At 70.4% G+C, this 25,735-nt stretch carries 21 protein-coding genes; 3 read left to right on the top strand and 18 right to left on the bottom strand.

Going from position 1 to position 25,735, the window contains the following annotated elements:
* Window positions 1-92 precede the first annotated feature (92 nt).
* Window positions 93-1,184 (top strand): PIN domain-containing protein, encoded by a 1,092-nt coding sequence (locus tag LL648_RS23685; RefSeq protein WP_232664888.1) that lies wholly within the window; start codon window positions 93-95, stop codon window positions 1,182-1,184.
* Between the two features lie 173 nt (window positions 1,185-1,357).
* Here LL648_RS23685 and LL648_RS23690 read toward each other — a convergent pair whose 3' ends face one another.
* The 11 genes from LL648_RS23690 to LL648_RS23740 form a co-directional block, all read right to left on the bottom strand.
* Window positions 1,358-2,245 carry a hypothetical protein gene (locus LL648_RS23690; RefSeq protein WP_232664889.1) on the bottom strand — a complete coding sequence of 296 codons (888 nt, stop codon included), beginning with the start codon at window positions 2,243-2,245 and terminating at the stop codon, window positions 1,358-1,360.
* 47 nt (window positions 2,246-2,292) lie between these two features.
* Window positions 2,293-3,114 carry a formate dehydrogenase accessory sulfurtransferase FdhD gene (fdhD, locus tag LL648_RS23695; RefSeq protein ID WP_232664890.1) on the bottom strand — a complete coding sequence of 274 codons (822 nt, stop codon included), beginning with the start codon at window positions 3,112-3,114 and terminating at the stop codon, window positions 2,293-2,295.
* Window positions 3,114-3,335 (bottom strand): formate dehydrogenase subunit delta, encoded by a 222-nt coding sequence (locus tag LL648_RS23700; RefSeq protein WP_232664891.1) that lies wholly within the window; start codon window positions 3,333-3,335, stop codon window positions 3,114-3,116. Before LL648_RS23700 ends, fdhD begins: the two co-directional genes overlap by 1 nt.
* The gene (gene fdhF, locus LL648_RS23705) at window positions 3,332-6,145 is read right to left on the bottom strand and encodes a formate dehydrogenase subunit alpha (RefSeq protein ID WP_232664892.1); all 2,814 of its coding nucleotides are present in this window, start codon (window positions 6,143-6,145) and stop codon (window positions 3,332-3,334) included. Before fdhF ends, LL648_RS23700 begins: the two co-directional genes overlap by 4 nt.
* Window positions 6,142-7,653, bottom strand: coding sequence for a formate dehydrogenase beta subunit (locus tag LL648_RS23710; protein WP_232664893.1), 1,512 nt, complete (start codon window positions 7,651-7,653; stop codon window positions 6,142-6,144). The genes fdhF and LL648_RS23710 overlap by 4 nt, the downstream gene beginning before the upstream one ends.
* Window positions 7,650-8,129, bottom strand: coding sequence for a formate dehydrogenase subunit gamma (locus LL648_RS23715; RefSeq protein WP_232664894.1), 480 nt, complete (start codon window positions 8,127-8,129; stop codon window positions 7,650-7,652). The genes LL648_RS23710 and LL648_RS23715 overlap by 4 nt, the downstream gene beginning before the upstream one ends.
* Before the next feature lie 70 nt (window positions 8,130-8,199).
* On the bottom strand, window positions 8,200-8,706 hold the full coding sequence (locus LL648_RS23720; RefSeq protein WP_232664895.1) for a beta-class carbonic anhydrase: 507 nt from the start codon (window positions 8,704-8,706) through the stop codon (window positions 8,200-8,202).
* A gap of 134 nt (window positions 8,707-8,840) precedes the next feature.
* Window positions 8,841-10,220, bottom strand: coding sequence for an OFA family MFS transporter (locus LL648_RS23725; RefSeq protein WP_232664896.1), 1,380 nt, complete (start codon window positions 10,218-10,220; stop codon window positions 8,841-8,843).
* Window positions 10,221-10,295: 75 nt separating this feature from the next.
* Window positions 10,296-12,425, bottom strand: a complete 2,130-nt coding sequence (locus tag LL648_RS23730) for an acetate--CoA ligase family protein (protein ID WP_232664897.1) — start codon at window positions 12,423-12,425, stop codon at window positions 10,296-10,298.
* A gap of 1 nt (window position 12,426) precedes the next feature.
* Window positions 12,427-13,665, bottom strand: a complete 1,239-nt coding sequence (gene frc / locus LL648_RS23735) for a formyl-CoA transferase (RefSeq protein ID WP_232664898.1) — start codon at window positions 13,663-13,665, stop codon at window positions 12,427-12,429.
* A gap of 10 nt (window positions 13,666-13,675) precedes the next feature.
* Window positions 13,676-15,403, bottom strand: coding sequence for a thiamine pyrophosphate-binding protein (locus LL648_RS23740; protein ID WP_374112096.1), 1,728 nt, complete (start codon window positions 15,401-15,403; stop codon window positions 13,676-13,678).
* Between the two features lie 191 nt (window positions 15,404-15,594).
* On the opposite strand from LL648_RS23740, the gene LL648_RS23745 reads away from it, so the two are divergent.
* Window positions 15,595-16,563 (top strand): 2-dehydropantoate 2-reductase, encoded by a 969-nt coding sequence (locus tag LL648_RS23745; protein WP_232664899.1) that lies wholly within the window; start codon window positions 15,595-15,597, stop codon window positions 16,561-16,563.
* A 289-nt stretch (window positions 16,564-16,852) separates the two neighbouring features.
* Here the strand turns inward: LL648_RS23745 and gcl are convergent, their stop codons facing one another.
* From gcl to sucC, 5 genes are read right to left on the bottom strand one after another with little or no spacing between them, the layout of a single operon-like run.
* Window positions 16,853-18,556: a glyoxylate carboligase gene (gcl, locus tag LL648_RS23750; RefSeq protein WP_232664900.1), complete on the bottom strand. Its 1,704-nt coding sequence runs from the start codon at window positions 18,554-18,556 to the stop codon at window positions 16,853-16,855.
* 20 nt (window positions 18,557-18,576) lie between these two features.
* Window positions 18,577-19,569 (bottom strand): 2-hydroxy-3-oxopropionate reductase, encoded by a 993-nt coding sequence (locus tag LL648_RS23755; protein WP_255686325.1) that lies wholly within the window; start codon window positions 19,567-19,569, stop codon window positions 18,577-18,579.
* Entirely contained in the window at window positions 19,562-20,395 is an 834-nt protein-coding gene (locus LL648_RS23760; RefSeq protein ID WP_232664902.1) for a hydroxypyruvate isomerase family protein, read from the bottom strand. The genes LL648_RS23755 and LL648_RS23760 overlap by 8 nt, the downstream gene beginning before the upstream one ends.
* Window positions 20,392-21,282: a succinate--CoA ligase subunit alpha gene (gene sucD, locus LL648_RS23765; protein WP_232664903.1), complete on the bottom strand. Its 891-nt coding sequence runs from the start codon at window positions 21,280-21,282 to the stop codon at window positions 20,392-20,394. Before sucD ends, LL648_RS23760 begins: the two co-directional genes overlap by 4 nt.
* Complete coding sequence (gene sucC, locus LL648_RS23770; RefSeq protein WP_232664904.1) at window positions 21,282-22,439, bottom strand: ADP-forming succinate--CoA ligase subunit beta; 1,158 nt, start codon at window positions 22,437-22,439, stop codon at window positions 21,282-21,284. The genes sucD and sucC overlap by 1 nt, the downstream gene beginning before the upstream one ends.
* Before the next feature lie 121 nt (window positions 22,440-22,560).
* Between sucC and LL648_RS23775 the strand changes: the two genes are divergently transcribed.
* The gene (locus LL648_RS23775; RefSeq protein WP_232664905.1) at window positions 22,561-23,889 is read left to right on the top strand and encodes an MFS transporter; all 1,329 of its coding nucleotides are present in this window, start codon (window positions 22,561-22,563) and stop codon (window positions 23,887-23,889) included.
* A gap of 102 nt (window positions 23,890-23,991) precedes the next feature.
* Here LL648_RS23775 and LL648_RS23780 read toward each other — a convergent pair whose 3' ends face one another.
* A complete protein-coding gene (locus LL648_RS23780; protein WP_232664906.1) occupies window positions 23,992-24,711 on the bottom strand; it encodes a GntR family transcriptional regulator in 720 nt (239 codons plus the stop codon).
* A 93-nt stretch (window positions 24,712-24,804) separates the two neighbouring features.
* Window positions 24,805-25,731 carry a LysR family transcriptional regulator gene (locus LL648_RS23785; protein WP_232664907.1) on the bottom strand — a complete coding sequence of 309 codons (927 nt, stop codon included), beginning with the start codon at window positions 25,729-25,731 and terminating at the stop codon, window positions 24,805-24,807.
* Window positions 25,732-25,735: the final 4 nt, after the last annotated feature.

Here is a 25,735-nt window from a genome sequence, read left to right on the forward strand (position 1 = left end):
AACGGCGACGGCACAACTGTCCGGCGGCTCGATTGCACGCCCGTTCCACGGGCGTTGCAAGGCGGGCAAGGCCGGGTGACAGGAGAGCACGCATGACCAATGACGACGAGCGCATCGCCCTGTTCCTCGACTACGAGAACCTGGCGATCGGCGCGCGCGACGGGCTGGGCGTGACCCCGTTCGACTTCGGACCCGTCGCCGACGCGCTCGCCGAACGCGGCCGGGTGGTGGCACGGCGGGCGTACGCCGACTGGTCGGCCTTCGGCGACGACCGCAGGCTGCTCGCCCGCGCACAGGTCGAGCTGATCGAGATCCCGCAGCGCATCGGCGGCTCGCGGAAGAACGCCGCCGACATCAAGATGGCCGTCGACGCGATCGAGATGGCCTACGAACGCGGCTTCATCACGACGTTCGCGATCGGCACCGGCGACTCCGACTTCACACCGCTCGTGCACAAGCTGCGCGAGCTGGACAAGCGGGTGATCGGCATCGGCGTGCAGTCGTCGACGTCGGCGCTGCTGCCGCCCGCCTGCGACGAGTTCCTGTTCTACGACCGGCTGCCCGGTGTCGAGCCCAAACGGCCCGAGAAGCCGAAGAGCCGCACGCGGCAGCCCGCGGCCGCGCCCGCGGAGGTGGTGGTCGACGTCCCGGCCGCGGCCGAGCCGGAACCCGTCGCCACCAAGGCCGATGGCGACGGCGACGTCGGGCCGATGGTCACGCGCACGTTGGCGGGGCTGCTCCGGCACGCCGACGGGCCGGTGCTCGCCTCGCGGCTGAAGCGCGCGATCCTGCGCAAGGACCCGACGTTCGACGAGGCCGACCTCGGCTTCCGCGGCTTCGGCGAGCTGCTGCGCAACCTGGAGAGCCAGCGGGTGGTGCAGCTGGGCGAGGGCTCGGCGCAGGGCGACCCGGAGGTGTCGTTCCCGCAGGACGAGTCGGCCGAGGACGACGCCTTCCGATTGCTCGTCGACGTCGTCTCGCAGCTGCGGGCCACCGGCGGCGCGCGTCCGCAGCTCAGCGGGCTGAAGAACCAGCTGCGCAAGCGGCAGCCCAGCTTCAGCGAGAAGCGCTACGGCTTCAACACGTTCCTGTCGTTCGCCAAGGCCGCCCGCGCCCGCGACCTCATCGGCATGGAGTGGGACGAGGACACGGGCGACTACCTCCTCGACGTCCCGCAGCAGTAACCCGAACTTCCCCACCGTTTTGCCAACCTGCACGCCGTTTTGCGTGTGCAAGTAGGCAAAACGGTGGGGAAGTTTCGGGCGCTCGCTCCACCCGACGTCGAACGTCCCCATCGTTTTGGGTGGATGCGCGCTCCAGAAGCGCGCATGTGCCCAAAACGGTGGGGAAGTTTGCGTCAGCCCCAGGCCACCTTCTTGGCGCCGCTGCGGCGCACGAGCACGACGATCGTCGTCACCACCGCGGCGACGAAGGTCACGCCGGGCAGCAGGACGAGCACCAGGATCGGGGTGGCGAGGGCGCCGGCCGGCAGGTCCTTGCCGACGCCGAGCAGCGCGCCCGGAGCGTCGCACGTGAGCTCGTACTGGCCCTTGCGCGGCACGTCGATGAGGAACACCAGGCCCCATTCGCGGCCGCCGGACGTGAGGCTCGTCGTACCCGGCGCCTGGACCAGCTTGAGACCCTGGCTCGCCGAGTCGCCGACGATCTCGCAGTCGATGCTGACCGGGCCGTCGGAGGAGATGTAGACCGCCGGCTTGTCGACGGGGTCGAGGCTGAGCTGCGCGGTCTCGCCGCTCTTGAACGTCGTCGTCGGCGCCGCCCCGCCGACGGCGCTGCTCAGCCCGTTGCCGAAGACGACGATCCCGATCACGAGCGCCACGACGAAGACGCCCCAGAGCACGGGGATCCAGAGCAGTCGCGGGCGGATCGGCCCCTGCGGCCCCTGGCCGACCCCCGGCCCGGGGTGGCCGAGCCCCGCCGGCGGCTGCCCGTACCCCGGCCGGGGTTGCTGCTGGCCGTACCCCGGCTGGGATTGCGGCGGCGGCCCGTACCCCGGCTGCGGCTGCGGCTGGCCGTACCCCGGCTGGGGTGGCGGCTGCCCGTAGCCGGGCGGCGGCTGCTGCCCGTATCCCGGCGCCGGTTGCTGCGGCTGCGGCTGCGGCAATTGCTGCGGCTGCCCGGGCCACTGTCCCTGTTGGACCGGCTGCTGGCCCGGTTGCTGCCCGGGGTACGGCCCTCGTTGCGGGTTGTAGGGGTTGCCACCGGGGGGCGGAGGTGCCGTCACGCGTGCAGTGTCCCGATTCGGCCCGAGACGTCCAACTCTGGGTGTCTTCACCCGATCCGGTGAGGGTGGGTGTAGACGTTCATCGAGCCGCCCCGGACGAACCCGGCGAGCGTCAGCCCGGACTCGTCGGCCAGCTCGGCCGCGAGCGACGACGGGGCGGAGACGGCCGCGAGCACCGGCGCACCCGCCATCACGGCCTTCTGCACCAGCTCGAACGACGCCCGTCCGGACACGACCAGCACGGTCTCCTTGGCCGGCACCCGCCCGTTCAGCAGCGCCCAGCCGAACACCTTGTCGACCGCGTTGTGCCGCCCGACGTCCTCCCGGACCACCAGCGGCTCACCGTCGGCGGTGAAGAGCCCCGCCGCGTGCAGCCCGCCGGTCCGGTCGAACACCTTCTGCTCGGCGCGCAGCCGATCGGGCAGCTCGGCGAGCAAGCTGGACGCAACCTTGAGCGGGTCGGCGGCCGGCGGGTGCTGCGTGCGCAACCGCACTGCGTCGAGCGACGCCTTGCCGCACACCCCGCAGGACGAGGTCGTGTAGAAGTTGCGCTCCACCCCGACCTGCGGTGGCGCGACACCGGGTGCGAGCTGCACGTCGAGCACGTTGTAGGTGTTGCGCCCGCTGTCGTCGACGGAGTCGCAGTAGCGGGCGCTCTGCACGTCGGCGATCCCGGAGACGACACCCTCGGTGAGCAGGAACCCGTGCGCCAGCTCGACGTCGTGGCCGGGCGTGCGCATGGTCACCGCGAGCGCGGTGCCGTCGACCCGCAGTTCGAGGGGCTCCTCGACGGCGAGCGTGTCGGGGCGGCTGGACGAGCCCGTAGGCCCGATCCGCAGCACCGGACGCCGTGCCGTCAGCCGCCCCATCACGCACCTCGCAGGATCTCGACGGCTCGGACGGCGGCGGGCTCCAGCCCCTCGTCACCACGCTCCACGAAGGCGTACAGGTCGCGGCGCATCCGCGGGTCCCAGAACGCCCGCACGTGCCCGGCGATCTCCGACGCGGCCTCCTCGACCGGTCGGTGCGCGAACTGCACCGCGATGTCGTTCGCCAGCCGGACGAACGACGGAAGCGTCGTACTGCTCATTGACCTGCCACCAACTCCCCACGCTCACTACGAGCGTCCGCCTTTGCCGTCGCGATCGCCACCTGTACGGCCGTGACCTTGTACTCCGGGCAGTTGGTCGCCCAGTCGGACTGGTCGGTCGTGACGACGTTCGCGCCGGTCACCGGGTGGTGGAAGGTGGTGTAGCAGACCCCCACGGGCATCCGGTCGGCGATCTGCGCCCGCAGCATGGTCTGCCCGACCCGGCTGGCGAGCGAGACCATGTCGCCGTCGTGGATGCCGCGCACTTCGGCGTCGTGCGGGTGCAGTTCGAGCACGTCCTCGGGGTGCCAGGCGACGTTCGCCGTGCGCCGGGTCTGGGCGCCGACGTTGTACTGCGACAGGATCCGGCCGGTGGTGAGGATCAGCGGGAACTTGCGGTTGCTGCGCTCGGCCGTCGGGACGTAGGTGGTCTCGACGAACCGGCCCTTGCCGCGCACGAACCCGTCCGCGTGCATGATCGGCGTGCCCTCGGGCGCCGCGGCGTTGCACGGCCACTGCACACTGCCCACCTCGTCCAAGTACCCGAACGAGACACCGGCGAACGTCGGCGTGGTCAGGGCGATCTCGTCCATGATCTGCGCGGCCGAGTCGTAGTGCATCGGGTAGCCCATCGCCTGGGCGATCTCGGCGACGATCTGCCACTCCTGCTTGCCGGTCTTGGGCGCCATCACCGGCCGCACGCGGTTGATCCGCCGCTCGGCGTTGGTGAACGTGCCGTCCTTCTCCAGGAACGACGTGCCGGGCAGCAGCACGTGCGCGAACTTCGCCGTCTCGTTGACGAAGAGGTCCTGCACGACCAGCAGGTCGAGGGCGGCGAGCGCCGCGTGCACGTGGCTGGTGTTGGGGTCGGACTGCGCGATGTCCTCACCCTGCACGAACAGCGCCCGGAAGGAGCCGTCGATCGCCGAATCGAACATGTTCGGGATGCGCAAGCCGGGTTCGTCGTCGAGCGACACGCCCCACAGCTCGTTGTAGATGTCGCGGACAGACTCGTCGGAGACGTGCCGGTAGCCGGGCAGCTCGTGCGGGAACGACCCCATGTCGCAGGAGCCCTGCACGTTGTTCTGGCCGCGCAGCGGGTTGACGCCGACGCCGTCGCGCCCGATGTTGCCGGTGAGCATCGACAGGTTCGCCATGCCCATGACCATCGTCGAGCCCTGGCTGTGCTCGGTGACGCCGAGGCCGTAGTAGATCGCCCCGTTCGGCGCCGTCGCGTACAGCCGCGCCGCGGCGCGCAGGTCGGCCGCCGGCACGCCGGTGATCGACTCGACCGCCTCCGGGCTGTGCTCGGGGCGGGAGATGAACGCCTCCCACTCCTCGAAGCCCTCGCAGCGCTCCTCGACGAACGCCCGGTCCGCCAGCCCTTCCGTGACGATCACGTGCGACATCGCGTTGACGACGGCAACGTTCGTGCTCGGCGCGAGCTGCAGGTGGAAATCGGCCTCGATGTGCGGGGAGCGGACGAGGTCGATGCGCCGCGGGTCGACGACGATCAGCTTGGCGCCCTGGCGCAGCCGCCGCTTCATCCGCGACGCGAACACCGGGTGGCCGTCGGTCGGGTTGGCGCCGATCACCATGATCACGTCGGCCTTCGCGACCGACTTGAAGTCCTGCGTGCCGGCCGACGTGCCGAACGTCTGCTTGAGCCCATAACCGGTCGGCGAGTGGCAGACCCGCGCGCAGGTGTCGACGTTGTTGTTGCCGAACGCCGCGCGCACCATCTTCTGGACGACGTAGACCTCTTCGTTCGTGCACCGCGACGAGGTGATCGCGCCGATCGAGCCGGTGCCGTGCTCGGCCTGGATCTCCAGCAGCCGCCGCGCGGTGAACCCGATCGCCTCCTCCCACGAGACCTGGCGCCACTCGTCGGCGATCGAGTCGCGGACCATCGGGCTCATCACGCGGTCGGGGTGCGAGGCGTAGCCGAACGCGAACCGGCCCTTGACGCACGAGTGGCCCTCGTTCGCGCCGCCGTCCTTGTACGGGACCATCCGGACCAGCTCGTCGCCGCGCATCTCGGCCTTGAACGAGCAGCCGACACCGCAGTACGCGCAGGTGGTGATCACCGAGCGGGTCGGCATGCCGAGCTCGACGACCGACTTCTCCTGCAGCGTCGCGGTCGGGCAGGCCTGCACGCACGCGCCGCAGGAGACGCACTCCGAGGAGAGGAAGTCCGTACCGCCGGGCGAGACCTTTGAATCGAAGCCACGGCCCTCGATCGTCAGCGCGAGCGTGCCCTGCACCTCGTCACACGCCCGCACGCAGCGCGAACACGCGATGCACTTGGAGGGCTCGAAGTCGAAGTAGGGGTTGGACGTGTCCTTCAGCAGGTCCATGTGGTTCGCGCCGGCGTCGACGCCCGAGCCGTAGCGCACCTCGCGCAGCCCGGTCACGCCCGCCATGTCCTGCAGCTCGCAGTCGCCGTTGGCGGAGCAGGTGAGGCAGTCGAGCGGGTGGTCGGAGATGTAGAGCTCCATCACACCGCGGCGCAGCTTCGCGACCTTCTCGGTCTGCGTGCGCACCACCATCCCCGGCGCGACGGGGGTCGTGCAGGATGCCGGCGTGCCGCGCGCCCCGTCGATCTCGACGACGCACAGCCGGCACGACCCGAAGGCCTCCAGGCTGTCGGTGGCGCACAGCTTCGGGATGTCGACGCCGGCGTGCTTGGCGGCGCGCATCACGGACGTGCCGGGCGGGACGGCGACGGCCATCCCGTCGATCGTCACCTCGACGGTCGCTGCGCCTTCGCGCTGCGGCGTCCCGTAGTCGGGTTCCTTGAGCAGGCTCATTCCCCGAAGTCCTCTCCAAAATGCTTCACCGCACTGCGGACCGGCATCGGTGTCAGCCCGCCCATCGCGCACAGCGATCCGTCGGTCATCAGGTCGCACAGGTCGTCGAGCAGCACGAGGTTGAGCTTGCGGTCCTGCCCCGCCCTGATCCGGTCGATCGTCTCCACGCCGCGGACCGCCCCCACGCGGCACGGCGTGCACTTCCCGCACGACTCCTCGGCGCAGAACTCCATCGCGAACCGGGCCATCGCGCTCATGTCGACGGTGTCGTCGAAGACGACGATCCCGCCGTGCCCGAGCATCGCGCCCGCCGCGGCGAACGCCTCGTAGTCCATCGGCAGCTCGAACTGCGATGCCGGGAGGTAGGCCCCGAGCGGGCCGCCGACCTGCACCGCACGCACCGGCCGACCCGACGCGGCGCCACCCCCGAAGTCGTCCACCAGCTCGCCGAGCGTGATCCCGAAGGCCGTCTCCAGGATGCCGCCGCGAGCGATGTTGCCGCCCAGCTGGAACACGCTCGTGCCGCGCGAGCGGCCGACGCCGAGCGCGGCGTACTCGGCCGCGCCCCTCGCCATGATCCACGGCACCGAGCCGAGCGAGAGCACGTTGTTGACCACGGTCGGCTTGCCGAACAGGCCCTCGAACGCGGGGATCGGCGGCTTGGCGCGGACCGTGCCGCGCTTGCCTTCGAGGCTCTCCAGCATGGAGGTCTCCTCGCCGCAGATGTACGCGCCTGCGCCGACCCGGACCGTGATGTCGAAGGAGTAGCCGGACCCCAGGATGTTCTCGCCCAGCCACGCGTTGCCCCAGGCGAGCTCGAGCGCGGCCTCCAGCGTCGCGACGGCGTCGGGGTACTCCGAGCGCACGTAGATGTAGCCCTCGGTGGCCCCGACCGCGTACCCCGCGATGACCATGCCCTCGATCAGGGTGAACGGGTCGCCCTCCATGAGCATGCGGTCGGCGAAGGTGCCGCTGTCGCCCTCGTCGGCGTTGCAGCAGATGAACTTCTCGTCGGCGACCGCGCCCAGCACCGTCTTCCACTTGATGCCGGTGGGGAAGCCCGCGCCGCCGCGGCCGCGCAGGCCCGACGCGGTGACCTCCTCGACGACCTCGGCCGGCGTCCGGGTCAGCGCCGCGCGCAGCCCGGCCATGCCGCCGTGCAACTCGTAGTCGTCCACCGAGAGCGGGTCGATGATCCCGACGCGCTCGAAGGTGAGCCGCTGCTGGCGGCGCATCCACGGCAGCTCCTCGACGAGCCCGAGGCCCGCCGCGGTGCCGTCGAGCAGGCCCGCGGCGAGCAGCCCGTCGACCTCCTCCGGCGCGACGGGGCCGTACCCGACCCGGCCGGCCGCGGTCTCGACCTCCACCAGCGGTTCGAGCCAGAGCATGCCGCGCGAGCCGGTCCGGACGATCTCGACGCCGGGCCCGGCGATCGCGGCGATCCGCTCGGCGACCTCGTCGGCCCCCACGGAGCGGGCCGCGGAGTCGCGCGGGACGTACACCTTCATCGGGCATCTCCCAGCAGCGCGTCGAATCGGGCGGGTGCGACCCGGCCGTGCAAGCGGTCGCCGACCTGCACCGCAGGCCCCAACGCGCAGTTGCCGAGGCAGAACACCTCGTCCAGGGTCACCGCGCCGTCGGCGGTGGTCTCCCCGAAGCCGACGCCGAGCGCGGCCTTCGCGTGCTCGACGAGCGCTTCCGCGCCGACCGACTGGCACGCCTCCGCGCGGCAGATCCGGACGGTGGTGCGGCCCGGCGGGGTGCTGCGGAAGTCGCGGTAGAACGTCACGACGCCGTGCACTTCGGCGATCGAGAGGTTGAGGGCGTCGGCGAGCACCGGGACGACCTCGGGGTCGACGTAGCCGAGCTCGGCCTGGATGTCGTGCAGGATCGGCAGCAGCGCACCGCGCTCGCCGTCGTGGGCCCGCGCTGCGGCGAGCGCACACTCCTTCGGCGAGCGCACGTGCGGCGAGACACTGGTCATGCTGGCACTTTCGCAATCGAGGAACCGCAGGTCAAAGCACGGTTTTGGATGGGGTGATAATCGCGGCCTATCACGGCTGTGTGCTCTCCACCTCGGTGATCGTGAAGCTCCCCGCGTCGAGCACGAACCCGCGGACCACCGTGTCGGGCAGCAGGAACGGGTCGTGCCGCAGGCGGGCCATCCCGCGGCGGACGTCCACCACCGGGTCGGCGAAGGCGTGCGTGCGCCACTGCGGGCGCATGCCGACCTCCGCGGCCAGCTCCTCGGTGAACTCGTCGTCGGTGAAGCTCGCCATGCCGCAGCCGAGGTGCTGCAGCAGCACGACGTTGCGGGTGCCCAACTTGCGCTGGCTGATCGTCAGCGAGCGGACGACGTCGTCGGTGACGACCCCGCCCGCGTTGCGGACGACGTGCACCTCCCCGAGCTCGAGCCCGAAGAGCGTCAGCACGTCGATCCGGGTGTCCATGCAGGTCACCACGACCGAACGCAGGACCGGTACGGCGGGCAACCCCGGCGCCATCGCCGCGAGGCGATCACCGATCGCGTCGTGGCGGCGCACCATGTCGTCGATGCTCAACGGCTGTCCTTCCCCTACAAACGAGGACTGCGGAGGCGCGACCACACCGCGCCCCCGCAGTCCCTCGGACCCAAGGAACGCCCTGAGCAACTCCGACCTGCTGCGCGGGCCGGAGTTGCCCAGGACCCTCCTTGCTACGAGTCCGTGCCCTTGCCGATCGGCACGGGGTCGCCCGTGCTGGTTGTCGACTTGGGACGACCCGGCTGGGTCAGGAACAGCGCCACGAACGCTGCGAAGAGCGAGATCGAGCCGGCGAGCGTGAACGCACCCGCGTGGCCCCACGTGCCGACCACCACGGCGCCCATACCGGAGCCGGCGAGGCCGGACACCAGCTTGGAGCTGTAGACGAGGCCGTAGTTGGAGGCGTTGTTGTTCTCGCCGAAGTAGTCCGCCGTCATCGCCGCGAACATCGGGAAGATCGCGCCACCACCGAAGCCGGAGATGCTGGAGAAGATCAGGAAGAACAGCAGGCTCTTCTCGTTCGCCGACCAGAGGATGCCGTACTGCGACAACCCCAGGACGATGCAGACGAAGATCAAGCACCGCTTGCGCCCGTACCTGTCGGACAGCCAGCCGATGACACCGCGCCCGGTGCCGTTGACGATGGCCTTGAGCGACATCGCCGTTGCGACGATCCCGCCCGCGAACCCGGCTTCCTGCCCGATCTCCACCTGGAACGCGATGCCGAAGATGTTCACGCCGGAGGTGCAGAGCAGGCAGAACCACATGAGCGCGACACGGCCGGTCTGCCATGCCTCACGCGGGGTGTACTGCCGGACCGCGGGCGGGTTCATCTTGAGCGCGCGCTGGGCGCGCGGGTCGTTCGACGGAGCCAGCGGGTCGACGTCCGCGGGCCACCAGTTCTTCGGCGGGTCCTGGAAGAAGTAACCCGACACCGCAACCGTCGCAGCCAGGAACAGACCGACGGCGACCAGGACCCACTTGAAGTTCGTCAGGTCCATGTAGCCGGTGAAGAGGAACACGAACGGCACCGAACCGTAGGCGAAGCCGCCGTTGACGAACCCGGTCTTCCCGCCCTTCCGTTCCGGATACCACTTGCCGACCATGTTCACGCAGGTTGCGTAGACCATGCCGGCACCCATACCGGAGAACGCGCCGAACCCGATGTACGCGACGACGACGTGCGGCGCGTACGCGAGCGACAGGTACCCGATCAACGTGCCGACCGCACCGAGCATCATCGCCCAGCGAGCCGGCAGCTTGCCGCTCTCCCTCAGTTTCCCGGCCGGGAAGGCCACCGCGGCCTGGAAGAACACCCACACCCCGAGCATCCAGAAGATGTGCAGGCTGCTCCAGCTGTGCGCGATATGCAGCGTCTCCTCGGCCGAGGCGAACGCGTACTCGGCCGAACTGATGCCCATCATGCCGATCCACGGCAGGATGACCATCCACTTGCGCTTGCAACCCATGATGTCGATGTCGGTCTCGCCAAGCCGGTATATCCGGCCGTTGGCGTCAACTACCTCGCGGTACGGCTGTGCTGTGGTGGTCACGCTCGACGTCTCCTTTGACGGACAAGTGCGCGGGGAGTGCGGCCTCTTTCCTGCTGCAATACGTGCTGTGGTTCCTCAGATCAGGCCTGCAGCGCGGGCCCATCGGTACTTGGCGCCGAGCACGGCAACCGGCTTCTCGGTCGTGTAGGGGTAGGCGACGACCCCGTGCTCGTAGAGGTACTGGCTCGCCTGCTCGACCTCGGTGTCGCCGGCGAGCGATGCCACGATCGGCTTGTCGATCCCCGCTGCCCTCGCCTCGGCGGCGACCTTCGCCACCAGCTCGGCGAAGACCATCGGCGGCGTGACGATGGTGTGCCAGTAACCCAGGATCAGCGCGTGGATCCGGGGGTCCTGCAGCCCGAGGCGGATCGTCGCCTCGTACGTGCTCGGCGGCTCACCACCGGTGATGTCGACCGGGTTGCCGGCCGCACCGAACGGCGGGATGAACGCCCGGAAGGCCTCGTCGAGGTCCTGCGGGATCGTCATCAGCTGCAGCCCGTTCGCCTCGCAGGCGTCGGAGAGCAGCACACCGGAACCACCTGCGCCGGTGATGATGACGACGTTCTCGCCCTTGGGTGTCGGCAGCACCGGCAGCCCTCGTGCGTACTCCAACATGTCGTTCAGGCCGTACGCCCGCACGACGCCCGCCTGCCGGAGGATGTCGTCGTAGACCTTGTCGTCGCCGGCGAGCGCCCCGGTGTGCGAGCTGGCTGCCCGCGCTCCCGACGCCGTCCGGCCGGCCTTCAGCACGACGACCGGCTTCTCCTTGGTCGTGCGCTGTGCTGCTGCGACGAATGCCCTCCCGTCTTTGAGGTCCTCGAGGTGCATCGCGACACACGTGGTGTTGTCGTCGGTCGCGAAGAACGTGAGCAGGTCGTCCTCGTCGATGTCGGACTTGTTGCCCAGCCCGACGATCGCCGACACACCGGTGTTGGTGCTGCGGGCGAAGCCGAGGATCGCCATGCCGATGCCGCCGCTCTGCGAGGTCAGCGCGACCCCGCCCTTGACGTCGAACGGCGTGCAGAAGGTCGCGCACAGGTTGTCGTGCGTGGAGTAGTAGCCGTAGATGTTGGGGCCGAGCAGCCGCACCCCGGATTCGCGGGCCGCGGTCACGAGCTCTTCCTGCAGCTCGACGTTGCCGGTCTCGGCGAACCCGGAGGGGATCAGCACCGCTACCGGCACACCTTTGGCGCCGACCTCGCGCACCGCGCCGACGACGAACTTCGCCGGCACCGCGAACACCGCGACGTCCACGTCACCGGGCACGTCCCCGATCTTCGCGTAGGCCTTGCGGCCCAACACCTCGTCGGCCTTGGGGTTGATCGGGTAGATCTCGCCGGCGTACCCGCCGTCGACGAGGTTGCGCATCACCGAGTTGCCGATCTTGCCCGTCTCGTTGGACGCGCCGATCACCGCGACGGCCCGCGGGTGCATCAGCCGGTTCATCACCGCGAGGATCTCCTCGGGCGAGTGCTGCACCGGTGCGACGGTCTCCTCGGTCTCCAGCAGGATCCGGACGTCCGCGGCCGACGCGCCGTCTGGCCGGGCGAAGACCGGGTTGAGGTCGATCTCCCGGATCTCGGGGAAGTCGCTGACCAGGTCCGAGACCCGCACGATGACGTCGGCGAGCGCGCCGGCGTCGGCCAGCTCCGCACCGCGAGCGCCCTTGAGCACCTCGGCGGCGGCGATCGAGTCGAGCATCGACCGCGCGGTGTCGAGGTCCATCGGGGCGAGCCGGAACGTGACGTCCTTCGTGACCTCGACGAGCACGCCGCCGAGCCCGAAGACGACGACCTTGCCGAAGGTCGGGTCGGTGGTCGCCCCGATGATCACCTCGTGCCCGCCGGAGAGCATCTGCTGCACCTGCACGCCGTCGATGTCGGCGTCGGCGTCGTACGCCTTGGCGTTGGCGATGATCTCGTCGAAGGCAGCCTTCACCGCGTCGGCACCCTCGACGCCGATCTTGACGCCGCCGGCCTCCGTCTTGTGCAGGATGTCGCGTGAAACGATCTTCATCGCGACCGGTCCGCCCAGGTCATCGGCTAGGCGTACAGCATCGTCGGCCGTTGTGGCGAGACCCTCCCCGGGTACCGGGATCCCGTAGGCCTCGCAGATCAGCCGTCCTTCCGGCGCGGTCAGCGAGTCGCGGCCCTCTGCGCGCGCCTTGCCGAGCGCCTCGCGGACCACGTCGCGGTCGTACGCCACCTCAGATCACCCCTGCTTCCTGCAATTGCGCGAAACGCTCGGGGTCCAGCCCCAACTCGTCCACGAAGACGTCCTTGTTGTGCTGTCCGAGCAGCGGCGAGGTCTCGATCTTCACCGGGGAGTCGGAGAGCTTGATGGGGCAACCGACGGTCGTGAACGAGCCCCGCTCGGGGTGCTCGACCGTCACGATCATGTTGTTCTCGGCGAGCGACGCGTCCTCGATCAGCTCCTTGGTGGAGAGGATCGGGCCGCAGGGGATGTTGTGCGCGTTGAGCTGCGCCAACACCTCCCACTTGTCCAGGTGCATCGACCATTCCTCGATGAGCTGGAACATCTTGCCGAGCTTGGGCAGGCGCGCCTCCGGGGTGGCCCACTCCGGGTCCTCCGTGAGGTCGGGACGGCCGATGAGCTGGCTGATCGGCGCCCACCCCGGTGGCTGGACGATCACGTAGATGTAGTCGTTCGGGCCACCGGGAGCGCACTTGACCGCCCACCCCGGCTGCCCGCCGCCCGACGCGTTGCCGGAGCGCGGCACCTCCTCGCCGAAGTCCTCGTTCGGGTACTCGGCGAGCGGGCCGTGCGCGAGCCGCTGCTGGTCGCGCAGCTTCACGCGGCACAGGTTGAGCACCGCATGCTGCATCGCGACGGAGACCCGCTGCCCGCGACCGGTCGAGTTGCGCTGCACCAGCGCCGCGAGGATGCCCGCGACGGCGTGCATGCCGGTGCCGGAGTCACCGATCTGCGAACCGGTGGCCACCGGCGGGCCGTCCTCGAACCCGGTGGTGCTCATCGAGCCGCCCATGGCCTGCGCGACGACCTCGTACGCCTTGTAGTGCGTGTACGGGCCCTCGCCGAAACCCTTGATCGACGCGTAGATCAGCTTGGGGTTGAGCTCCTGCAGCCGGTCCCACGTGAAGCCCATGCGGTCGACGGCGCCGGGTCCGAAGTTCTCGACGAGTACGTCGGACTCCTTCACCATCTGCGTGAAGAGCTCCTTGCCCTCGTCGCTCTTCATGTTCAGCGTGATGCTGCGCTTGTTGCAGTTGAGCATCGTGAAGTAGAGGGAGTCGACGTCGGGGAGGTCGCGCAGCTGCTTGCGCGTGATGTCCCCGCTCGGGGCCTCCAGCTTGACGACGTCCGCGCCCAACCAGGCGAGGATCTGGGTTGCGGAGGGACCGGACTGGACGTGGGTCATGTCGAGGACGCGGACCCCTGCGAGTGCACCGTTGCCGTCGCTCATGATCGTCACCTCACTTGTACATCGTCTGGTTCATGGTTCCGGGCGCGTACACGTCGGGATCGACCCAGACGTTGATCAAGGACGGCTTGCCGGACTCGCGGGCGCGCTGCAATGCCGGGCCGATGTCGGCCGGGTCGCGCACCTCTTCGCCGTAGCCGCCCAGCATCTGGGCGAACTTGTCGTAATGGACGTCGCCGAGCGTGTTCCCGACCCGGCCGCGGTCCTCGCCGTACTTGGCGATCTGGCCGTAGCGGATCTGGTTCATCGACGAGTTGTTGCCGACGATCCCGACGAACGGGAGGTTGTAGCGCACGAGCGTCTCGAAGTCCCAGCCGGTGAGGCTGAAGGCGCCGTCACCGAAGAGCGCGACGACCTCCTTGTCCGGCCGCGCGAGCTTCGCGGCGAGCACGAACGGGACGCCGACGCCGAGCGTGCCGAGCGGACCCGGGTCCATCCAGTGGCCGGGCGACTTCGGCTGCACGACCTGCCCGGAGAAGGTGACGATGTCGCCGCCGTCCCCGATGTAGATCGAGTCCTCGGTCAGGAACTCGTTGATCTCGTGCACCAGCCGGTACGGGTCGATCGGCGAGGCGTCGGAGTGCTGGCGGGGCAGCCGCTTCTCGACGGCGGCGGTCTCCACGGCGCGCAGCTCGGCGACCCAGTTGGAGCGGTTGGGGTGCTGGCGGCCCGACGCCGCGGCCGTCACGGCGGCGAGCACTGCGCCCGCATCGCCGACGATGCCGAGGTCGATGTCGCGGTTCTTGCCGACCGTGCGGTAGTCGAGGTCGATCTGCACGACCTTCGCGGTCGGGGAGAGTCGGCGGCCGTAGCCCATCCGGAAGTCGAACGGGGTGCCGACGATGATGATCAGGTCGGCCTCGTTGAACGCGTGCCGGCGGGCGAGCTGGAAGTGCATCGGGTCGCCGGGCGGGAGCGTGCCGCGGCCGGCACCGTTCATGAACGCGGGGACCTCGAGCGCGCGCACGAACTCGATGGCCGCGTCGGTGGCGCGGCACGTCCAGACCTGGCTGCCCAGCAGCACGCACGGCTTCTCCGCGCGGGAGACCAGCTCGGCGAGCTTCTCGATCGAGGCGGGATCGCCGATCGACTTCGTCGAGGCGCGGTAGGCACCGGCCGTGGGGATCCGGGCCTGCTCCGCGGGGACCTTGGCGTCGAGCACGTCGCGCGGGATCTCGAGGAACGCGGGGCCGGGGGCGCCGTTGTAGCACTCGCGGAACGCCATCGAGACGAGGTCGGCGACGCGCGCGGTGTGCGGGACGGTCGCGGCGAACTTGCTGATCGGGGTCATCATGTCGACGTGCGGGAGGTCCTGCAGCGAACCCATCTTGTGCTGCGAGAGGGCACCCTGGCCGCCGATCAGCAGCATCGGGCTCTCGGCGCGCAACGCGTTGGCGACACCGGTCACGGCGTCGCTGGTGCCGGGACCCGCGGTCACGACCGCGCAGCCGGGGCGTCCGGTGATCCGGGCGTAACCGTCGGCCGCGTGCGCCGCCACCTGCTCGTGGCGGACGTCGATGACCTGGATTCCCTCGTCGACGCACCCGTCGTAGATGTCGATGATGTGGCCGCCGCAGAGGGTGAAGATCGTGTCGACGCCCTCCGCCTTCAGCGCCTTCGCCACCAGGTGGCCACCCGAGATGGTCTCCGGTACTGCCGGCGCATCCGCCCCGTTGAGGGCGGTGCCGTCGGGGATTGTCTGCGTCATCGTCAGCGTCATCTCCTGGCTCGTTAGCTCGACCACCGGCACTGCCCGGCAGCCCAACGGGGGTGATGACCAGCGTTGATGCCGATCACCCCATACTGCATACCGTATGGTGGATTCCTACCTCATGAGAGGTTCCACGTCCAGGCCTTCTGAAGAAGTCGTGCTTACTGCATACTGCATACAATCGACCGAAGGGGTGCGACGTGAAGGTTGCGGTACTGGGCGCCGGTGCGATCGGCGCATACGTGGGAGCGGCCTTGTGCCGGGCGGGTGTCGAGGTCCACCTCGTGGCCAGAGGCCCGCACCTGGCGGCCATGCGCAAGTCGGGCGTGATCGTGCACAGCCCGCGCGGCGACTGGGTCGCCCACCCGCACGCCACCGACGACCCGGCCGAGATCGGCCCCGTCGACCACGTCTTCCTGGGGCTCAAGGCCAACGCCTACGCGGCGGCCCGCGACATGGTCGCTCCCCTGCTGCACGAGAAGACCACGCTGATCGCCGCGCAGAACGGCATCCCGTGGTGGTACTTCCACAAGCTGAAGGGCCAGTACGAGGACCACCGGATCGAGAGCGTCGACCCGGGCGGTGCCGTCACGGCCGCGTTGCCGCTCGAGCGGGCGATCGGCTGCGTCGTCTACGCGGCCACCGAGATCGAGTCGCCCGGCGTCGTCCAGCACCTGGAGGGCACCCGCTTCTCCATCGGCGAGCCCGACGGCAGCATCTCCACCCGCTGCACCGAGTTCGCCGACGCGATGGCCGCCGGCGGCCTCAAGTGCCCTGTCGAGCCCGACCTGCGCAACGACATCTGGGTCAAGCTGATGGGCAACATCGCCTTCAACCCGATCAGCGCGCTCACGCGGGCGACCATGGCCGGGATCTGCCGGCACCCCGGCACACGCGGGATCGTCGCCCAGATGATGGAGGAGACCGTCGACGTGGCGCGGCGGGTCGGCGCGAACCCGCAGATCTCGGTGGAACGTCGCCTCGCGGGCGCCGAACGCGCCGGGGAGCACAAGACCTCGACGCTGCAGGACCTCGAACGCGGCCGCCCGATGGAGCTGGACGTCCTCATCACCGCGTGCGTCGAGCTCGCCGACCTGACCGGTGCCGAGGCACCGACCCTGCGCACCATCGCCGCCGTCGCCGACCTGCTCAGCGAGAACGTGGCGTAGCGCCTCAGCCGCTCCCCACCGCGACGAACGGCACCCCCGACCAACTCGGCGGGGGTGCCGTTCGCGCATGTCGTGGGGTCTCCGCACATCGACGACGCTGTGCGGAGGCCCCATGACGTAAGGACAAAGAAACTTCCCCACCGTTTTGCCTACTTACACAGGCCCGAGGGTGTGCAGGTTGGCAAAACGGTGGGGAAGTTCGGGGGTCGGCCACGAAGTTCCCCACCGTTTTGGGTGGATGCGCGCTCGCAGGGCGCGCATGTGCCCAAAACGGTGGGGAAGTTGGCGGTCAGCCGCGCTCGCCGGCCTCCAGGAGCTCGGGGACGGGCTCGAACTCCTTGACGGCGTCGAGGGAGGGCCCCATCGCCGCGTTGGCCTCCCGCTCCACCATCACCTCGACGAGGACGGGCAGCTGCGCCGCCTCCGACTCGAGCGTCGCCCAGCTGAGGGCGTCGGCGAGGTCGGCGGGGTCCTCGACCCGCCTGGCCGGGCAGCCGAACGCCTCCATGAGCTTGACGTGGTCGATGCCGCCCTCGCCGTAGTGCAGGTCGACGGCGTAGTTCATGTCGTAGGGCAGCTCGGCCTGGCGGATCAGCCCGAGGTACTCGTTGTTGACCATCACGATGACGAACGGGATCTTGTACTGCGCCGCGACGGCGATCTCCTCCATGAGGAACTGGAAGGAGTAGTCGCCGACGACGGCGACGACCTTCCGGTCGGGGTAGGCGCACTTCACCCCGATCGCGGCCGGGATCTCCCAGCCGAGCGGCCCCGCCTGCCCGCACACCAGGTAGTGGCGCGGCTTGAACGTCTGCTGGAACTGCCCCGACCAGATCTGGTAGAGCCCGATCGCCGTGACGAACGTCGTGTCCGGCCCGAACGCCTCGTTGATCTCCCGGTAGACGCGCGGTGGCTTGATCGGGATGTCGTCGAAGTCGTCGCGGCGCAGCAGCGTGCCGCGCAGCTCCGCCACCCGGGCGGGCCACTCCCCCGCCGCCGCGACGGGCGCCACCTTCTTCGCCTGCTCGGTGAGCGCCGCGAGGGTCGGCTTCGCGTGCCCGACGATGCCGAGGTCGGGCTCGAACACCTTGCCGATCTGCGTCGGCTCGATGTCGACGTGGATGAACTGCCGACCGCGCCGGTAGGTCTCCAGGTCGCCGGTGTGCCGGTCGCCGAACCGCGCGCCGATCGCGAGCACGAGGTCGCTCTCCAGGAACGCCGCGTTCCCCCACCGCGTGGAGGTCTGGATGCCGGCCATGCCGGCGAACAGCGCGTGGTCCTCCGGGAAGGCCCCCTTGCCCATGAGGGTGACCTGCACCGGCACCTGCAGGTGCTCGGCCAGCTCCCGCAGCTCGTCCCACGCCTCCCCGACGATCACACCGCCACCGGCGAGGATCATCGGTCGCTGCGCTTCGAGGAGCATGTCGACCGCAGCCGCGACCGGTTCCGGACGCGGCTGCGGGACGTCGATGGGCAGGGGCGCGTCGATCGCGGCGTCGTAGAGGCACGTCCCGCGCTGGACGTCGATCGGGAGGTCGATCAGCACCGGCCCGGGCCGGCCCGACCTGGCGATGCGGAACGCCTCGCGGAACACCCACGGCGCCTGCGCCGGCTCCTTGAGCTGGACGGCCCATTTGGTGACGGGTTTGGCGATCTCGACGATGTCGACCGCTTGGAACGCCTCCTGGTGCAGCTTCGAGCGTGCTGCCTGGCCGGTGATGCAGATGATCGGGATCGAGTCGGCGAGCGCCGTGTACAACCCGGTGATCATGTTGGTGCCGGCCGGGCCGGACGTCCCGATCGACACCCCGACCTTGCCGGTCGCGCGCGCCCACCCGTCGGCGGAGTGCGTCCCGCCCTCCTCGTGGCGAACCGTGAGGTGCTTGATGCCGCTGTGCTGCAGCGCGGCGTAGAGCGGGAGGATCGCGGCGCCCGGTATGCCGAAGACGGTGTCGACGCCCTCGGAGCGGAGCACCGAGGCAACCGCTTCCATGCAGGGGATCCTGGTTGCGGTCATGTGGTTGCCCTTCCCGAGACGTTCTCCAGCACCTTCAGCAGCACCGAGTGGTCCTGCCCGCCGTAGCCCTGCCCGCGAGCCGCGGCGACGAGCTGGGCGACAAGCCCCGTCACCGGGAGCGCGACGTCGGCCTCCCGCGCGGCGGCGAGCGCGATGCCCATGTCCTTGTGGTGCAGGTCGATGCGGAACCCGGGCGCGAACCGCCGCTCGACCATCGACTGCCGCTTGAGCTCCAGGATCCGGCTGCCGGCGAGCCCGCCAGCAAGCACGTCGAGCCCGGCGGACGCGTCGACGCCGGACGCCTCCAGCAGCACGATCGCCTCGGCGACCAGCGCGTACGTGCCGGCGACGACCAGCTGGTTCGCGGCCTTGACGGTCTGGCCCGCGCCGCTCGCCCCGACGTGCACGACCGTCGTCCCGAGCACCTTGAGCACCGGCAGCGCCGCGGCGAACGCGGCCTCGTCGCCACCGACCATGATCGAGAGCACGCCGTCGATCGCGCCCTTCTCCCCGCCGCTCACCGGCGCGTCCAGCGCGCGCACGCCCTGGACGGCGGCCCGCTCCGCGACGGCGCGTGAGGTCTCGGGCCGGATCGTGCTCATGTCGATGAGCAGCGCGCCGTCGACGGCGTTCTCCAGCACTCCGCCCGGCCCGAGCACAACCTCCTCGACCTGCGGCGAGTCCGGAAGCATCGTGATGACGATCTGGGCCTTGGCGGCGGCCGCGATGTTCGGCGCCGCCATCCCGCCCGCGGTCACGAGCTGCTCGACGCGCTCGGCGCTGACGTCGTAGCCGAGCACGCGGTACCCGGCGGCGGCGAGGTTCGCCGCCATCGGGCTGCCCATGATCCCGAGACCGACGAATCCGATGGTCGTGCCCGAACCGCTTCGCTCGCTGGCGTCGCTCATGCCGCCTCCTCGCTGTCGCTCGTCGGCCGCATTCGCTGCGCTGCTGTGCCGAACGGTGAACTCGCAAGCTCGTTCACGCAGCCTCCTTCAGGGTCGAGAGCCAGCCGAAGCTGGCCGCGCTGGGGCCGACGGGCCGGTACTCCAGCCCGACGTGCCCGCTGTAGCCACTTGCGTCGAGCCCGCCGAGCAGCGCGGGCCAGTCGAGCTCGCCGGTGCCGGGCTGCCCGCGGCCGGGCGTGTCCGCGATCTGGACGTGCCCGAACGTCGCGCCCTCGGCCTCGACCAGCCGCTGCACGGGCTCCCCCATGCGCGCGAGGTGGTAGAGGTCGGCGAGGAAGCCGACGTTCTGCTGGCCGGAGCTGCGGACCCGCTCGACGAGGTAGTTCGCGTACTTCGACGTCGTGACCGGGTAGTTCGGGCTCTCGAACGAGTTGAGCGCCTCGATCACGACCGTGGCCCCGACCCGCTGCGCCGCCTGCGCGGCCAGCACGAGGTTCTCCGTCGCCAGCTCCTCCTGCGCCTGCGCGCCGACCTCCGGGTCGCGGTTGCCGTAGAGCGCGTTGAGCACGGTGGTGCCCATCTGGCCGGCGAACCCGGTCGCGACGTCGATGTTGGCGAGGAACCGGGCGCTGTCACCGGGCCGCGAGAGCAGCCCGCGGTTGCCCGCCGCCATGTCGCCGGCGTCGAAGTTGAGCCCGACGAGCTGCGTCCCGGCATCGGTGATCGCGCCGGCCAGCGCGTCGAGCTCCTTGTCGGACGGCTCGGGACCGTCGAACGGCCACCACATCTCGACGGCGTCGAACCCGGCCTCCGCAGCGGCGGCCGGGCGCTGCAGCAGGGGCAGCTCGGTGAACAGGATGGACAGGTTGACGCCGAATCGCAGACTCAGTTGGGAGGAGAGTGTCATGCCGCAGCCACCAGCAGCGCACGCAGCAGCGACGCGGTCTCGCTCGGCGTCCGCCCGACCCGCACGCCGACGGCCTCGAGCGCCTTCGCCTTGGCCTCCGCGGTGCCTGCCGAGCCGGAGACGATCGCGCCGGCGTGGCCCATCGTCTTGCCCTCCGGAGCGGTGAACCCCGCGACGTACCCGACGACGGGTTTGCCGACCTCGGCGTGGATGAACTCGGCCGCGCGCTCCTCCGCGTCGCCGCCGATCTCACCGATCATGACGATCGCGTCGGTCTCGTCGTCGTCCTGGAAGGCGCGCAGGCAGTCGATGTGCGTCGTGCCGACGACCGGGTCGCCGCCGATGCCGACGCACGTGGAGAAGCCGATGTCACGCAGCTCGTGCATCAGCTGGTAGGTCAGGGTGCCCGACTTCGAGACGAGCCCGATCCGCCCGGCACCGGTGATGTCCGACGGGATGATGCCGGCGTTCGACTTCCCCGGCGAGATGATCCCCGGGCAGTTGGGACCGATGATCCGGGTCGTGCCGCCGTTCGCGACGGCGTGCGCCCAGAAGTAGGCCGAGTCGTGCACCGGGATGCCCTCGGTGATCACGACGGCCAGCCCGACGCCGGCGTCGATCGCCTCGACCACCGCGCCCTTGGCGAACCGCGGCGGCACGAACACGACGGTCGTGTCGGCTCCGGTCGCCGCGATCCCCTCCTCGACGGACCCGAAGACCGGCAGCTCGACGTCGCCGATCCCGACGCTCTGGCCGCCCTTGCCGGGGGTCACCCCGCCGACGACGGTCGTGCCGGCCGCGAGCATCCGCGTGGTGTGCTTGAGGCCCTCCGAGCCGGTCATGCCCTGCACGAGCACCCGCGACTTCTCGGTCAGGAAGATCGCCATCAGGAACGCCCCTCACTCGCGAGCTCGGCAGCGAGCTGCGCGGCCGCATCCATCGTGTCCACCACTCTGACCAGCGGGTGTGTCGCCGCATCGAGGATCGCGATCCCGGCATCGACGTTGTTGCCGTCGAGCCGCACGACGATCGGCTTGGTCGCACTCGCGCCGAGGATGCCCAGCGCCGCGACGATCCCGTCGGCCACCTGGTCGCAGGCGGTGATGCCGCCGAAGACGTTCACGAACACAGAGCGCACGTCGGGGTCGCGCAGGATGATGTCCAGGCCGTCGGCCATGACCTGCGCGTTCGCGCCGCCGCCGATGTCGAGGAAGTTCGCCGGGCCCACGCCGTGGGCCTGCCCGGCCAGCGCGACGACGTCGAGCGTGGCCATCACCAGCCCGGCGCCGTTGCCGATCACGCCGACCTGGCCGTCGAGCTTGACGTAGTTGAGGCCACGCTCCGCCGCGGCGGTCTCGAGCGGGTCGCGGGTGGCGGGGTCGTCGAGCTCGGCGTGGTCGGGGTGGCGGAAGGCGGCGTTGCCGTCGAGGGTCACCTTGCCGTCGAGCGCGGTGATCCGGCCCTGGCTGTCGGCGGCGAGCGGGTTGACCTCGACCAGCGTGGCGTCCTCCGCGACGAACGCGTCCCACAGCGCGACGAGCACGTCCGCGGCGTCCGGCGGGAGCAGCGCCGCGGCGGCGATCTCCTTGGCCTTGGCCTCGTCGCAGCCGGTCAGCGCGTCGACCGGGATCTTGGCGAGCGCGTCGGGACGTTCGACGGCGAGCTGCTCGATCTCCATGCCGCCCTCGGCGGAGGCCATGGCGAGGAACGAGCGGTTCGCGCGGTCGAGCAGGAACGACACGTAGAACTCGCGCGCGATGTCGGACGCCTCGACGACGAGCACGCGGTGGACGGTGTGGCCCTTGATGTCCATGCCGAGGATCGCCTCGGCCGCGACGGCCGCTTCCTCGGGTGTGCGGGCGAGCTTCACACCGCCGGCCTTGCCTCGCCCACCGGTCTTGACCTGCGCTTTGACGACCACGGCTGTGCCGAGCTCGCCGGCGATCTGCTCTGCCTGCTCGGCACTGGAGGCAACGCGCCCGCGCGGTACGGCAACGCCGTGTGCCGCAAAGAGGTCGCGCGCCTGATGTTCGTAGAGATCCACGTTGTTCTCTCCCGTCTCGTCGCAGTGTCGACCGTATGCAGTATGCAGAAATCTGTCCAGAGGCCTTGTGCTCCACGTCACTCAGGTTCACCATTCCGCATACAGTATGGAAGGAGCCGTCATGACTGAGGTCCGCGACTGGAACGGCCGCACCTACCGCGTCGGCGAGCAGCCGGAGGAGCTCATCGGGCGACCGCGCTCGGCCGTGCTCCGCAACGCCTGGGCGGCGATGGCCGCGGTCGGGGTGCTGCAGTACGGATTCGGCGCGGCCGTGCCCGCGCTGACCGAGCGCAACGGCTGGTCACTCGTCGAGACGTTCTGGCTGCTCGCGGTGTGGGTGGTGTTCCAGGCCGGCGCCGGGTTCCCCGTCGCGCACCTGCGCGAGCGCGGACGGCTCGGATCGCGATCGGTGATGGTCGCCGGCGCCGTGCTGTGCGGGATCGGGGTGCTCAGCCTCGCCCACGGGACCGATCTCGTCGTCGTGCTGCTCGGGTACTCCGTGCTGGGCGGGACGGGCGCCGGGCTGGTCTACGCGGCGTGCACCTCGACCGTCGCGAAGTGGTACCCGGACCGGATGGCGGCCAAGGTCGGGCTCGTGACCGGCGCGTTCGCGTACGGGTCCGCGCCGCTCGTCATCGCCGCGGTGATCGGGCTGGACGCCGCGACCCTGCCGATCGCGCTCGACGTCGTCGCCGTGCTCGTCGTGCTGCTGGTGCTGGTGCCCGGTGCCGGCCTGCAGGAGCCGCCGGCGAACTGGTGGCCCGCCGACGTCGACCCGCGGGCGTGGGCGCTCGCGCGGCGCAGCAACCCGCCGGCCGTCCGGGACTACTCGGCGCAGCAGGCCCTGCGCACCCGCGCGCTGCCGGTGATGTGGGCGATCCTGCTGTGCGCCGGCGCGGTGGCGCTGTTCAACGCGGCGTTCGTCGTCGTGTTCGCCGCGGGCATCGGCGCGGGAACGGCGGCCGTGGCGCTCGCCGCGGGCCTGCTCGTCGGGGTCGGCGGTGCGAGCCGCGCGGTGGCCGTCGGGATCTCGGAGCGTCGCGGCCGCTGCCGGACGATCGCGGTGGTGCTGCTCGTGCAGGCGCTCGGGCAGGCACTGCTCGCGGCGGCTTCGGCGTCCGGTTCAGCGGCCGTGCTGGTCCTGGTGCTGGGAGCGTGTGTCGCCGGGATGGGCGGCGGCGGCTTCTACCCGCTGTTCGCGAGCCTGGCCAGGGAGTTCTTCGGCGAGCGCAACGCGCTGACCGTGCATGCCGTGGTCTACAGCGCCAAGGCCGGTGGCGGTCTGCTCGGGATCGGGCTCGCCGCCTCGGCCGTCGTGGCCTGGGGCTTCACCGGGACGTTCCTGCTCGCCGCCTGCGTCTCGCTCGGCTCGGCGTGGGCGACCGGCGCCCTGCAGCGTCCCGGCCTGCGCAGCCTGCTGCCCCTGCACCGCCCGATGCCGGCCGGCTGACCCCAGGGACCCGAAACTTCCCCACCGTTTTGCCGACTTGCACGCCGTTTCGGGTGTGCAGGTTGGCAAAACGGTGGGGAACTTCGTCGTTGTGGCGGCGCGTCAGCCGGCGGCGTCGCCGTCGAGCTGCTCCGGGACGTCGCTCAGCTCGCCGGCGGCCTTCTTCTCGAAGTACGAGGTGCGGGTGTGCTCGGTGTGCGCCCGCATCACGGCGCCGGCCTTCTCGGCATCGCCGGCTGCGATCGCGTCGATGAGCTCGGCGTGCTCCTTCCACGACTGCGCGCCGCGGTGCCGGGCGACGGGCGTGTAGTACCACTGCACCCTGCGGTCGACCTGCGCCGCGAGCTCCAGCAGCACGGTGTTGCCGGCCAGTCGCATGACGAGCGCGTGCAGCTCCGCGTTCGCCGCGACGACGGCCGGGATGTCCTGCCCCGTCCACGCCGCGGTGCCGCGCTCGCACACCTCACGCAGCTGGGCGACACCGTCCTCGGACGCGTGCAGGGCAGCCAGCCGCGCCGACTCCGCCTCCAGCAGCCCACGCACGGCGAGCAGCTGGTCGGCCTCCTCGTCGCTGGGGTTGTGCACGAACGCACCGTGGCCGGGGCGCAGGTTCACCCAACCGTCGTTGCTGAGCGCCTGCAGCGCCTCCCGCACGGGCTGGCGCGATACGCCGAGCGTCACCGCGAGCTCGTTCTCGACGAGGTGTTGGCCGGGCCGCAGGCTCCGGCTCACGATCATCTCGAGGATCGCCTCGTACGCGCTCTCGCGCAGCGGGACCGGCCGCGCGATGCGCCGCCCGGGTACGTCGTGCGCCGCTCGCATCTGTTCAGCTCCATGCAGTCGGAGTGTCTACTGGTTACAGCATACGATCTACCAAGTGCGAACCTGCGGGTGAATCCCCTCACGTCCGCACAATTACCCATTGAGGTGCCGAGCAAGCAGCTCACCGAGCGCGCCGCTCACGTCCACCATCCCAGCAACGTCCACCAGCGCACGAGCCAGCATCGGCTGCGGCTCGCGCTCGGTGAGCACCAGCCCTATCCGATGGGTGCGGGCCGGCCCGTCCACCGGGATCACCCGCATGCCGTCAGGCACGCCGAACAGGTGCAGCCACGCGTGCGCGACGACCGTCGACCACCGGCGGGTCGCCACGTGCGCGTAGAGCGCCGAGACGGTGTCGGCCTCGACCGAGGGCGTCAGCTCGACGCCGGCCGCGGCGCAGTAGCGGTCGATGATCCGCCGGTTCTGCATGACGGGCGAGAGCAGGCACATCGGCGTGTCCACCAGCTCCGCCCATCCGACGGCCCGGTGCTCGGCGAACGGGCCGTCGGCGTCGGTGAGCAGGAGGTAGCGCTCGCGGTAGAGCGGGACCGTGCGCACCGCGCCGAGCGGCTCGCCGTCGACGTAGGTCAGCCCGACGTCCAGGTCGAACTCCGCGAGCCGGTTGACGATCTCCCGGCTCGACAGCGACTCGATCGAGAGCCGCACCTGCGGGTGCTGCGCGCAGAACGCGGTCGTCAGCAGCGTGACCGCGGCCAGCGCCGTCGGGATCGCACCGACCCGCAGCACGCCGGACAGACCCTCGCGCATGCTGGAGATGTCGCCGCGCAGGGCGTCCTGGTCGGCGACGATCCGCTGCGCCCAGACGACCGCCCGCTCGCCCTCCGGAGTGAAGCCTTCGAAACTGCGCCCGCGGAGCACGATCTGCACACCCAGCTCGGCCTCCAGCCTGCGGATCCCCTCCGACAGCGCGGGCTGCGAGACGTGGCACGACTTCGCGGCGCGGCCGAAATGCCGCTCGCGCGCGAGCGCGCTCAGGTACTCCAACTGTCGCAGCAGCACCGCA

The sequence above is a fragment of the Pseudonocardia sp. TRM90224 genome, from assembly GCF_021245725.1.
In the GTDB taxonomy this organism is placed as follows: Bacteria; Actinomycetota; Actinomycetes; order Mycobacteriales; family Pseudonocardiaceae; genus Pseudonocardia.